The sequence below is a fragment of the Clostridium sp. KNHs214 genome (assembly GCF_000744935.1).
Classification (GTDB): domain Bacteria; phylum Bacillota; class Clostridia; order Clostridiales; family Clostridiaceae; genus Haloimpatiens.
Map to the genome: position 1 here is coordinate 434,275 of NZ_JQMW01000009.1, position 12,284 is coordinate 446,558.

Annotated in this window: 11 protein-coding genes, 1 riboswitch and 1 other annotated feature; of the genes, 9 read left to right on the forward strand and 2 right to left on the reverse strand. The window is 29.8% G+C overall.

What is annotated here, in order from left to right:
* The first annotated feature begins 43 nt into the window (after positions 1 to 43).
* Positions 44 to 538, forward strand: a complete 495-nt coding sequence (locus tag CC89_RS04510; protein ID WP_035289549.1) for a GNAT family N-acetyltransferase — start codon at positions 44 to 46, stop codon at positions 536 to 538.
* Between the two features lie 138 nt (positions 539 to 676).
* On the opposite strand, the gene CC89_RS04515 is transcribed toward CC89_RS04510, so the two are convergent.
* Positions 677 to 1,186, reverse strand: a complete 510-nt coding sequence (locus CC89_RS04515) for a tryptophan transporter (protein ID WP_035289552.1) — start codon at positions 1,184 to 1,186, stop codon at positions 677 to 679.
* Between the two features lie 165 nt (positions 1,187 to 1,351).
* Positions 1,352 to 1,622, reverse strand: a binding site (T-box leader).
* A 294-nt stretch (positions 1,623 to 1,916) separates the two neighbouring features.
* On the opposite strand from CC89_RS04515, the gene CC89_RS04520 reads away from it, so the two are divergent.
* From CC89_RS04520 to CC89_RS04540, 5 genes are all read left to right on the forward strand, one after another.
* A complete protein-coding gene (locus CC89_RS04520) occupies positions 1,917 to 3,137 on the forward strand; it encodes a MerR family transcriptional regulator (RefSeq protein ID WP_035289555.1) in 1,221 nt (406 codons plus the stop codon).
* 17 nt (positions 3,138 to 3,154) lie between these two features.
* Positions 3,155 to 4,324, forward strand: a complete 1,170-nt coding sequence (locus tag CC89_RS04525) for a DegT/DnrJ/EryC1/StrS family aminotransferase (protein WP_035289558.1) — start codon at positions 3,155 to 3,157, stop codon at positions 4,322 to 4,324.
* Positions 4,325 to 4,426: 102 nt separating this feature from the next.
* On the forward strand, positions 4,427 to 5,548 hold the full coding sequence (locus CC89_RS04530) for a DegT/DnrJ/EryC1/StrS family aminotransferase (RefSeq protein ID WP_035289561.1): 1,122 nt from the start codon (positions 4,427 to 4,429) through the stop codon (positions 5,546 to 5,548).
* Positions 5,549 to 5,672: 124 nt separating this feature from the next.
* The gene (locus tag CC89_RS04535) at positions 5,673 to 6,989 is read left to right on the forward strand and encodes a nucleotide sugar dehydrogenase (protein ID WP_035289564.1); all 1,317 of its coding nucleotides are present in this window, start codon (positions 5,673 to 5,675) and stop codon (positions 6,987 to 6,989) included.
* A 612-nt stretch (positions 6,990 to 7,601) separates the two neighbouring features.
* Positions 7,602 to 8,648, forward strand: coding sequence for an SIR2 family protein (locus CC89_RS04540; protein ID WP_035289567.1), 1,047 nt, complete (start codon positions 7,602 to 7,604; stop codon positions 8,646 to 8,648).
* A 288-nt stretch (positions 8,649 to 8,936) separates the two neighbouring features.
* Here CC89_RS04540 and CC89_RS04545 read toward each other — a convergent pair whose 3' ends face one another.
* The gene (locus CC89_RS04545) at positions 8,937 to 10,157 is read right to left on the reverse strand and encodes a class I SAM-dependent methyltransferase (RefSeq protein ID WP_035289570.1); all 1,221 of its coding nucleotides are present in this window, start codon (positions 10,155 to 10,157) and stop codon (positions 8,937 to 8,939) included.
* 129 nt (positions 10,158 to 10,286) lie between these two features.
* A riboswitch (TPP riboswitch) is annotated at positions 10,287 to 10,396 on the forward strand.
* Positions 10,397 to 10,489: 93 nt separating this feature from the next.
* Here CC89_RS04545 and thiS point away from each other — a divergent pair.
* The 3 genes from thiS to CC89_RS04560 are packed head-to-tail and all read left to right on the forward strand — an operon-like array spanning position 10,490 to position 12,283.
* On the forward strand, positions 10,490 to 10,684 hold the full coding sequence (gene thiS, locus CC89_RS04550) for a sulfur carrier protein ThiS (RefSeq protein WP_035289572.1): 195 nt from the start codon (positions 10,490 to 10,492) through the stop codon (positions 10,682 to 10,684).
* A gap of 2 nt (positions 10,685 to 10,686) precedes the next feature.
* Positions 10,687 to 11,490 (forward strand): sulfur carrier protein ThiS adenylyltransferase ThiF, encoded by an 804-nt coding sequence (thiF, locus tag CC89_RS04555; RefSeq protein ID WP_035289575.1) that lies wholly within the window; start codon positions 10,687 to 10,689, stop codon positions 11,488 to 11,490.
* Between the two features lie 19 nt (positions 11,491 to 11,509).
* Complete coding sequence (locus CC89_RS04560; protein WP_035289577.1) at positions 11,510 to 12,283, forward strand: thiazole synthase; 774 nt, start codon at positions 11,510 to 11,512, stop codon at positions 12,281 to 12,283.
* The last annotated feature ends 1 nt before the right edge of the window (position 12,284 follow it).

Consider the following 12,284-nt stretch of genomic DNA (forward strand, 5'->3'; position numbering starts at 1 on the left):
ACATAATAACATCGTTTTGCGATTTGAGAAGGTGAGAATACACATGGAATTAAAAGAAATTACTTATCCAGAGATTATACAAATAGAAAATAACTTAAGATTAAGAATTTTACAAGAAGAGGATTATAAATTAGCTCTACCATGGTACCATAATGAAAAGGTAATGTACTATTCTGAGGGAGTTAAGGATAAGGTATATAATATAGAAAAAATTAGCTGTATGTATAATTATTTAAATGGTATTGGAGAACTATATTTAATAGAGATTTTAGAAAAGGAAGAATGGAGAGCAATTGGCGATGTTACTTTATCCGAGGAAAACATGCCTATAGTTATAGGAGAAGAAAAATATTGGGGACTTGGTATTGGAAGAAAAGTGATAAAAAAGCTTTTAGAAAGAGGAAATGAAATAGGACTAAGTAAGACTAAAGTGGAAATTTATAAATATAATAATCGTTCAAAAAATTTGTTTCTATCTTTAGGATTCACAAAGGTTTCAGAAAATGAAAAATCCTATAAACTGGAATATGTGTTTTAATGGTTAAATAATAAATGAGGTTTATTTTAAAATATATGAAAGCCATATACAAGATCAAAAACCATGCATAAAGAGGAACATAAATTCTTTATACATGGTTTTTATTTATGGAGTTTTAATTTATTGATTATTTGATTACTAAATTGCAGAACGACGCCTTAAAGCAGTGTTTACAGCTTTAAATAATATAAGTGTTGCTGCAATATTTATAGCACAAGCAGGTAAAACTACAGTTAAGAACAATGTAGAAAATGGTGCTGGAAGAGAAAATAATACTAATGCACTTCCTAAAAATACACATCCACTTACCAGTGTTCCAAGAATACTAGCAACAGCCATAGTTATCTGACAGTTTAATTTGTTTTCTGTAACTTTAAAAAATACATATAATACATGAGCAGTAACTATTTTGTCCACTATGTTTGGAATTTGGCCACCAGGAAAAGTAGTAGTAGCAGCTGTTAGAAATCCAGCAATAATACCTATAATTAAGGAGGATTTATAATCTTTAGTAATATAAAGTGCTATAAACATCATAGCTAGCAAGAAATCTGGTCTCATTCCTAAAAATAATGGAGGTGAAATCTGATGTAATATTAAACCTATAGCTAGTAATAAGGAACTGATAATTAGTTTTTTTAAATTCATAATTTTTGAACCCCTTTCAAAGAATAATTTTAATAAATGATAATTGTAAATAATACACCAATGGTATTCATCAGTTCACAACATAGATTCCACCTCCTTTTTTTAATACATTGCTTTCTAATTAACAGCTGATTAATTTGCAAAAAATAAAAAAACCTCATCCTATATTAGGACGAAGGTTATTCGCGTTGCCACCTAATTTATATTAATCTTATTGTATACAAATTAAAATTAAGACTAAATATCACTCTTTTCAGGTACTAACATACCCTATCCTTTTTAACGGCAGGATTCCGGTAAATGCTACTCTCTATAAATAGATTTCGTTTTACTTCTAACAGGGCCATTCGCTAAAACTAGTAATGTTAAGATTTCACCATCCTTAACTCTCTGTAAATACGTTATTATAGTTACTCTTCCTGATCGATGAAGTTTAAAAATATTAAATTTTAAAGTAATTATATCAATTTAATGTGTAAAAGTAAAGAAAAATTTGTAAGCAAGTTTTGACAGAAAATTTATAACTAAGCTTTTGCACATAAATTTTGAGCTCTACATTATTTTTTAATTTAAAATTTCAATTCTACATTTTCAAGGAGGTTCTATATTTAAATTTTTTATTTTATAACTGTGAAAGTTGAATTTATAAAATGTACATAATTATTTTATAAAAAGCTGTTGACGGTGACGTAACGTAATGTAGTATAATGTTTAAAAAGAGGTGGTAAATATGAAACAAGATGCCAGCCAGCTCATGAGTATAGGGGATTTTGCTAAGAAAGCGGGAACAACCCTAAGGACTTTAAGATACTACGATAATATAGGACTTTTAAAGCCTTCTAAGTATAATCAAAAAGGTCAAAGATTTTATGACAAACATGATTTTGCTAAACTTCAAAAGATATTAACTTTAAAATTTATAGGATTTTCCTTGGATGAGATAAAAAAAATATCTGTTTATGATGTAAGTGAAGAGGACTTTAAAAAATCTCTAGAGATACAAAAGAAAATAGTGGATAGAAAAATTCAACATACTAAGATGGTAATGAAAGCTATAGATGATACACTAAAAATGTTAAACAAAAATGAAGAAATAAATTGGGAAAACTTTGCTAACATAATAAATGTATTAAATATGGATAATAAATTGTTGGTACAATATCAAAATGCATCAAATTTAAGGGCGAGAATAAGAATACATGATGAACTTAGCGCCAATAAATATGGATGGATGAGATGGTATTTTGATAGACTGTTAAATATCCCTCATATGTCTAAAAATTTAAAAATACTTGAACTTGGATGTGGAGATGCTAGTTTATGGGCTAAAAATATGGATAGAATACCTAAAGAGTGGGATATAACTCTTACGGATTTTTCAAAAGGAATGCTTTATGATGCTAAAATGAACTTAAAGGAAAAGGTTAATAGATTTAAGTTTAAAATAGTAGATGTGCAGGAGATACCCTTTGATGATGGAACTTTCCATGTGGTTATAGCTAATCATATGCTTTATCATGTAGAGGATATACATAGAGCTCTTGGTGAAATCCATAGAGTATTGAATAAAGATGGACATTTTTATGCGTCCACTGTGGGTAAAAATCATATGGTGGAAATGAGAAATCTAATGTGGGAATTTGGATCTGAGGATATAAATTCAAAAAGCTGGGACAATACATCTAATTTTCAACTAGAAAATGGTACGAATGTAATGAAAAAGTGGTTTAATGATATTAACATAGAAAGATACGAAGATAGTTTAAACATAACTAAGGCAGAGCCACTTATAGATTACATATTTTCCATGCCAGGTAATGTGAGAGAAAAATTTGATGAAGAAAAAATCCAAGAACTTAGAGAGTTTTTAAATAAAAAGATAAAAGAACAAAATGGTATTCATATTTCAAAAGATACTGGCTTGTTTACAGCATTGAAAAAATATGTATGAAAGAAGGAAGAAAGAATATGAAGAATATAACTTTTTCACCACCGGATATAACACAAAAGGAAATAGATTTAGTAGTGGAGGTTTTAAAATCAGGCTGGATAACTACAGGGCCTAAAACAGCAGAATTTGAAGGAAAACTTGAAAAATTCTGTGAGTGTGATAATGTAGTAACTCTTTCTAGTGCTACAGCAGGTATGGAACTTATACTAAAGAGCTTTGGCATAGGAGAAGGAGATGAAGTTATTACTACAGCATATACTTATACAGCTACTGCTAGTGTTATACTTCATAGGGGTGCAAAACCAGTTTTTGTAGATGTTAAACAAGGAAGTTTTTTAATTGATGAAGAAAAATTAGGTGAAGCTATAACAACAAAAACTAAAGCTATAATAACTGTAGATGTGGCAGGTGTACCTATAGATTATGATAGAATAAGAGAAATACTTAAAGAAAAAGGAAGAGAAGATATCATATTTATATCAGATTCAGCTCACTCACTAGGTGGAAAGTATAAAGGAAAGAGAGTTGGAAGCCAAGCAGATTTTCATGTGTTTTCTTTTCACGCAGTAAAGAACCTAACAACTGTAGAGGGTGGAGCTATTACATTTAATAATAAAATAGGAAGAGAAGACTTGAAAAAAGAATTTAAGATAAATTCTCTTCATGGTCAAACTAAGGATGCTTTATCAAAGATGAAGGCTGGAGCATGGAAGTATGATATAGTAACTGATGGATTTAAATGTAATATGACAGATTTGAATGCAGCAATAGGTTTAGGTCAGCTTAGTAGATATGAAGAAATGCTTAGAATAAGAGAGCAAATATTTGATATTTATAGAGGAACTTTAAATGATAAAAAATGGGCTGAAATTCCATTTAAGAAAGATGATATAAGAGAAACATCATATCACTTGTTTTTACTTAGACTAAAAGACTTTACAGAAGAGATGAGAAATAATGTAATTATTGATATGGCAGAGAAAGGAATAGCTACTAATGTTCACTATATGCCATTGCCACTTTTGAGTTTATATAAGAACTTAGGATATAAAATGGAAGATTATCCAAATGCATACAAGCGATATGTTAATGAAATATCTTTACCAGTGTATTCTACATTGAGTTTAGAGGATGCTAAGTATGTGGTTGAAGAATTAATAAAGAGTGTAGAAAAGTTTATAAAGTAAATAATAAGTAAACATTTTACGTTAATGACCATTTAAGTAAATATTGATTGTATTACATAAGGATTATGTAATATTAGTGATAAAAAAAGGGAGGTAACTTTAATGAAAGTTAATTTTTATACTTCAAAAAGAGAATATGAAGAAAAGAAGATAGAGTTTGATACTGCCATTAAAAATGTAATAGAAAGGGGAATATCCACTTTAGGGCAGGAAGTTAAGGCTTTTGAAAAATCTATAGAAGAATTTACAGGAGCTAAGCATGCCATAGGAGTTGCATCTGGTACGGATGCATTAGTTATAGCTTCAGATATACTAGGATTTAAAGATGGAAAGGAAGTTATAACTTCACCATTTACATTTTTAGCATCCACTTCTTGTATAGCTAAACATAGAGCAAAACCAGTTTTTGTAGATATAGATGAAGAAACTTTTGATATAGATATAAACAAAATTGAAGAAAAAATAAATAAAAATACTGCAGGGATACTTCCAATTCACTTATTTTCACAAATGGTTGATATGGATAAAATAATGGAAATAGCAAATAAATATGATATAAGAGTTTTAGAAGATGCAGCAGAAGCTTTTGGTATGAGATGGAAGGGAAATGGAGAAACTTATAGACATTCAGGAACTATAGGCGATATGGGAATATTCTCATTCTTTCCAACAAAAACTTTAGGTGGCTATGGTGATGGAGGAATGATAGTTACTAATAGTGATGAACTTGCAGAAATGGCAAGAAAGCTAAGAGTTCATGGAGCTTCTAAAAAATATCACTATGACTATATTGGATATAATTCAAGATTAGATACAATTCAAGCAGCAGTATTAGGTGTTAAGCTAAAATATATGAATGAGGCTATAAAGAAAAGAGAAGAAATAGCTAAATTATACATGGAAAGACTAGGACAATGCGAATATATAAATATTCCTAAAATAAAAGGAGCTCAACAAGGCGTTTACTATGTATTTAATATATTAGCAGAGAGAAGAGATGAACTTGCAGCATACTTAAAAGAAAATGAAATTGGATACAGCATATACTATCCAGTACCACTACATCTTCAAGAATGTTTCAGTTACTTAGGGTATAAGAAAGGTGATTTCCCGGTAGCAGAGAGAACTTGTGAAAAGATATTAGCACTTCCTATTTATCCAGAGATAACTAGAGAAGAAGTGGAATTTGTTTGTGATACAATATTAAAATTCTATAAAAAGTAACTTGAAAACAGTATAGTAATTTTACTAATTAATAATTTTAGGCAAAAGTCTTTATTACAAAAGCTTTTTGCAGTATAATAAAGTATTATTGTTATATTTTTGTCAAAAAGAAGGGAGATTTAAAATGAATCCATTAGCAGAAAATTTAATAGAGAAAATTAGTAATAAAACAGCTACAGTAGGTGTTGTTGGACTTGGGTATGTTGGACTTCCACTAGCAGTAGAAAAAGCTAAAGCAGGATATAAAGTAATAGGATTTGATGTTCAAGATCAAAAGGTAGAACTTGTAAATAAAGGACATAACTATATAGGAGATATAATAGATGAAGAATTAGCTGATTTGGTTAAGTCTGGAAAACTTAAAGCTACAACAGATTTTTCTTTTGTAAAAGAAGTAGATTGTGTTGCTATAGCGGTTCCAACACCATTAGATAAATTTAAACAACCAGATGTATCTTATGTAGAAAGTTCTACAAAAGACATAGCAAAATATCTTCATAGAGGAATGCTTGTAGTACTTGAGAGCACTACATATCCAGGAACTACTGAAGAAATAGTTAAACCAATATTAGAACAATCAGGATTAAAATGTGGAGAAGACTTCTTCCTAGCCTTTTCACCAGAGAGAGTTGACCCAGGTAATAAATTATTTAAAACCAAAAACACTCCAAAGGTAGTAGGGGGATGCACAGAAGAATGTACAAAAGTAGCAGCTACTTTGTATAGAAGTGTATTAGAAGGAGAAGTATTTGAGGTATCATCTCCAGCTGTAGCAGAAATGGAGAAAATACTAGAAAATACATTTAGACATATAAACATAGGACTTGCAAATGAAATGGCAATATTATGCAAGAAAATGGGTATTGACATATGGGAAGTAATTGAAGCAGCTAAGACTAAACCTTATGGATTTATGGCATTCTATCCAGGTCCAGGACTAGGTGGACATTGTATACCACTAGATCCGTTCTACTTAACATATAAAGCTAGAGAGTACGACTACCATACAAGACTTATAGAAACAGCAGGAGAAATAAATGACTTTATGCCAGAATTTGTAGTAGATAATGCTATGAGATTATTAAATGGTCATAAGAAAGCATTAAATGGTGCAAATGTACTTTTAATGGGAGTAGCTTATAAGAAGGATATAGATGATATGAGAGAATCTCCAGCATTAAAAGTAATAGAACATTTAGAGAAAAATGGTGCAAATGTTATATACAATGATCCATATGTTCCAGAATTCAAACATGCTGGAAAAGAGTATACTTCAGTAAATTGGGAAGAAGCTATAAAAACTGCTGATATAGTACTAATAACTACAGATCATAGCGATTATGATTATGAAAGAATAGTTAAAGAAGCAGCACTTCTTTACGATACAAGAAATGCAACTAAAGAAGTTAAAAACAATAGAGAAAAAATACACAAACTTTAACAGCATTATTTAATAGTATAAGGCACATTCAAATAAATAATAAAGTCAGTATGCTAGTTTATTTTGTGTCATACTGTGTCAGCAGAACCCGCCGATAGTCCTACCAAAGGTGGAACCTGCTTCCTTGTCTGAAATAAAATATACTAGCATCTTTGACTTGTTATTTCTTTTCACATGTACCTTATACATTTGTTATAATAAAAATAGTTAATGAAAGTTCTATAATAATTTGATTATTATAGAACTTTTATATTGTCTATAAATAAAACCAACTGTCATGCAGGTGTGTCTGGTAAAATTTCCGTATAAGGCTTAAGAAAAATGGGCTGTCGCACTAAAAATAAGTTCTACAATGTATTGTATTAAGTTTAAATTTGCATAACAGTACATTTTGTGTAAATTTTTTAATGCGATAGCGCCATATTTATTTTTTGCAAAATTGGACAAAATAAATTAAGAGATTTTAGTTAAAGAATTTCATATGATTAAAAGTGTTAGTTAAAACTAATAAATCTCTTTATTATTTTAGTTTGAGTTAAGAGCAAATCACCATAGAAATAATATTAAAAAGCTAGATTAAGAATTAAGAAAGGGTTATTTATAGGTGATAGTATGAAAAAGGATACAGTTTACTTAATAGGAGCGGGAATAAATAAATGTATAAAAGGAGAAGAGGGAATAAGTCCACCTTTATCGAAAAGTTTTTTCAGCACTTTATTTAAAAAAGATAAATGTGCTAAAGAATATTACATTACTAAATTTTCATCTGTATTCTTTTATATAGAAAAGTATTGGAGATTGAATCCAGATAGTTTAAGTAAAACTCATTTTGATATAGGAGAATGTTTTGCACTTTTACAACTACAAATATTAGAAGCATTGGATGAGAAAAGATACTTAGATGCCTATGAATTAATTAAAATAAATTCATTATTTAAGGTTATGTTTATAGAAAATTTATATCCATTTCAGAAGTTTGCTAAAGAATCTTCAGCTATGGTTTCTTTTGGTAAAAGTATTTGTGAAAATGGAGAGAGTGTGATTACATTTAATTATGATTGTAATTTAGAGAATGCTATTGAATATGCCACAGGAGTTTCTGCCCAAAATAGCCAATGTTATGGTGTATATTTTGATGAAGTCAAAATGCAGGAAGAGAGCAATCCTATCAATGGCAAAATTAATAATGAAAGTTTAAATGATTTTGAAATTTTAAAGTTGCATGGTTCATTAAATTGGGTGAATTATATAGAATTGAAAGATGATAAAAAAATTAATATAGATGGTTCTGGTAAGGTTATTTTAACTAATAAATGTTGGTGGGAGGATAATGAAATTTATACATATAAGGGCATATTAGATCCATTAATTATTCCCCCTGTACTTTATAAAGATTATAGACAAAAACTTATACATAGTATATGGAAAAAAGCCAAGGATAAATTAAAAAACTGTAAAGAGTTAGTGATAATAGGATATTCTTTCCCTATAACTGATTTTTCTATAAAAAAATTATTATTAGAAAGTTTTCAGGGGCGAGAACTTGAAAAATTAATATGGGTAAATCCCAATACTACTGCAATAGAGGACGTTAAGAGAATACTGCACTATAATAAACCAATAATTTTATGCGGCTGCCTTGAGGAATTCATAAAGTAAGAAAATTATGATGTAAGTGCAATAAGAAAAATCTGTAGTTAAGTTCACAATAAATATATTTTTTAGACTACTCGCAATACGCTAAGAAATTCTAATGTTTTCAAATTTCAATACCCTAAAGCTTTCAAACTCGCTTCTGACGGCGCTCAAACATGAAAGCTTCTTAACGGGTATTGAAATCTGTAAACATGTAGAAGTTCTTAGCGTATTGTGATTAGTCCCAAATTACAATTTTTTTATGGACTTAAAGTGTGCTTTTTCTTATTGCACTTGCGTCACAATTCATCTTTATTCCCACTGGTTAAGAAATTTATAAAGTGCAGGGTAAACATTTAAATCAGACATTAACTTTAAATATTCATCCATGGCCTTAGTATTTTCGTTTTTTGTTTTTATAGCTCTTATCATTAAATTTTTAGGGGTCTCTAGAGGTGATATGTATTCTACTATAGAAACATCATAGCCTTTGGCTTCTAGCATAGTGCCTCTCATGCCGTCAGTTAGTATGTCAGCCATTCTTGCTTTTAAAACTCCATATTTAGTTATGTTTTTGAAAGGCTTATAAGAGTATTGATTTAAAAGCTCTCTGTGACAACAAGGCACAGCTATTATTACATCAGAATTAACCCTAATACCTAAAGCTAAAGCCATATCTGTGGCAGTATCACAGGCGTGAAGAGATAGTACTACATTTATTTTTTTATCCGGTACATAATCTTTTATATCAATAGCGTGGAATTCCATATTTCTATAGCCTAAGTTCTCAGCCATTTTTTTAGAAGAGGCTATAACATTTTTAGAATAATCAAGTCCTATAAAATGACATTTTAATTTTTTTACTTCTGTTAAATAGTAATTTAATACAAAGGATAAGTAGGATTTACCACAGCCGCAGTCTAATACAGTGATATCTTTTTTGTTGTTTTTATCTAGTTTATCAAATATACTATCTAAAAGCTCCACATAATGATCTATTTGATTATATTTTCTTATTTTGTCATTTTTAATTTTGCCGTCCTTTGTCATTATATTTATTTCTTTTAATAAACTATCTGCTTTTCCAACTTTAATATAGTAGTCTCTATTTAAAAGCGTTGAAGTTCCTTCCAAACTGTGATGTTTTGAGCAGACATCCTTTTTAGAAACCTTAGATCTAGTATTAGGTTCTTTAGAAGATTCTTTAATTTCTATGTTTTTCATGGTTACATTTTTATGGTCAGCAGATATTAGTATATTTGTGCCTCTCTCACTATATACAAATTCTAGAGTTTCATAGTTTTCAGCATCTATACATATGTCTTGTAAAATTTCTTTTAAACCTTGTAGTTTTGTAATTCCGTTGAAATTATATTGAATTTTATTATCCTTATAAATGCCTAGGCCTTTAAATTCTTTTAAACCAGTTTTAAAATTTGTACTTATTTCTTTAAATATAGAAGAGTTTTCTTCAAATCTGCTTTCTAACCCCATGAAGAAAAGCTTTAATTTATTTATACTTGATTTATTCATTATATCATCCCTTTTCATATACTATATGCAAATGCAATTATATCAAAGTTATCTATTATAATTCAACATTTACAATAATTTTATTTACCTAAATAGAAAAAAGTGTTATGATGTATATGTAAAATTTAATATGTAAGCAAGGGGATCCTGTAATGACAGGCTGAGAAAGGGATGTTATCTCTGACCCTAGGAACCTGATTTGGTTAGAACCAACGTAGGGAATGCTTTTGTTGTAGTATTTTTAGGTACATTTCCTGCGGATTTGTATCTTTTTTGTTTTATAAAGAAAAAAGATACAAAGGCTAAATATATTAAAGGTAGGAGGTGTGAAAATGATAGTAAATGGAAAAGAAATGGATTTTAAGGAAGGTATTACAGTAGAAAAAATGCTTGAAGAGCTGAATATTTCCAGGGAAAAAGTTGTTGTAGAAATAAACTTAGAAATATCAGACAGAGATAAGTTTAAGGAAAGAATATTAAATAAAGAAGATAAAGTTGAAATTGTAGCTTTTGTAGGTGGGGGTTAAAATTGAAGATTTTTTTTAATGGAAGGAAAATTGAAGTTCATGAAAATATTACAGCTTTTGAATTAAAAAAGATATTTAATTATAAAGGAGACATATGTATTTTAAATGGATTTCCTTTGGATAAGAATTATGAACTAAAAGAAGGGGATAATTTATTTTTTATAAATAAAGGACAGATGCCAGACAAAGAAGAAATTGAATATTTATTAACTTCCAGACATACTCCTGGGGTGCATAAAAAAATTAAAAAGGCATCTATTGGTATAGCAGGGCTTGGGGGACTAGGATCTAATATAGCCGTATCTTTAGCAAGAATGGGTATTGGTAAACTTATATTAGTAGATTTTGATCTGGTGGAACCTAGTAACTTAAATAGGCAGCAGTATTTCATAGAACACATAGGTATGAAGAAAACCCAAGCTATAAAAGATATAATAGGCAACATAAATCCCTTTGTGGAAGTTGTAACGAAAGATTTATATTTGGATAAAAACAATGTAGTTAAATGCTTTGATGATGCAAGTATTGTGGCAGAAGCTTTGGATAATCCCATTAACAAGGCAGAAATAGTTAATACCATACTTTTGGACGGAGAAAAAACTGTTGTAGCTGCATCGGGTATGGCAGGTTATTTTAGTTCAAATTTAATAAAGACAAAGAGAGTTATGAAAAATTTTTATATGGTAGGAGACTTAGAATCTGAAGCAAAGATAGGCTGTGGACTTATGGCTCCAAGGACTGCTATTGCAGCAAATCATCAAGCAAATATGATAATTAGAATTTTGTTAGGTGAAAATGATTGTTAATTATGAGGAGATGTGTATTATGGAAAATTTAATTATAGGTGGAGCGGAATTAGAAAGTAGATTATTTGTTGGAACTGGAAAGTTTCCTTCCACAAAAGTTATACCTAAAGTAATCGAAAAGTCACAAACTCAAGTGGTAACTACAGCTATAAGAAGAGTAGATTTAAATTCAAGGGGGGAAAATATTATAGAATGCATACCTAAAGATGTAATATTACTTCCTAATACTTCAGGAGCAAGAACTGCAGAAGAAGCTATAAGAATAGCTAGGCTTGGAAAAGCTATGGGCTGTGGAAATTGGGTTAAAATAGAGGTTATACCGGATAATAAATATTTACTTCCTGACAATCAAGAAACTATTAAAGCTACAGAAGTATTAAGTAAAGAAGGCTTTGTAGTACTTCCTTATATGAGTCCTGATTTGATGGCTGCAAAAAGATTAGTAAATGTTGGAGCAGCGGCAGTTATGCCATTGGGAGCACCTATAGGAAGTAATAGGGGAATTAGGACAGGTGAATTAATAAGAATACTTATAGAAGAAATAAAGGTTCCTATTATAGTAGATGCAGGTGTAGGGAAACCATCAGATGCAGTACAAGCTATGGAAATGGGTGCAGGGGCCGTTTTAGTAGACACAGCTATAGCCACATCTGAAGATCCAGTTAAAATGGCAGAAGCTTTTTCATTAGGCGTTAAGTCAGGTAGGATGGCTTACGAGGCTAGATTAGGTGCACAATCACAATATGGAAATGCATCTTCACCACTTACTGGTTTTTTGAATGGGGGTAAATAGA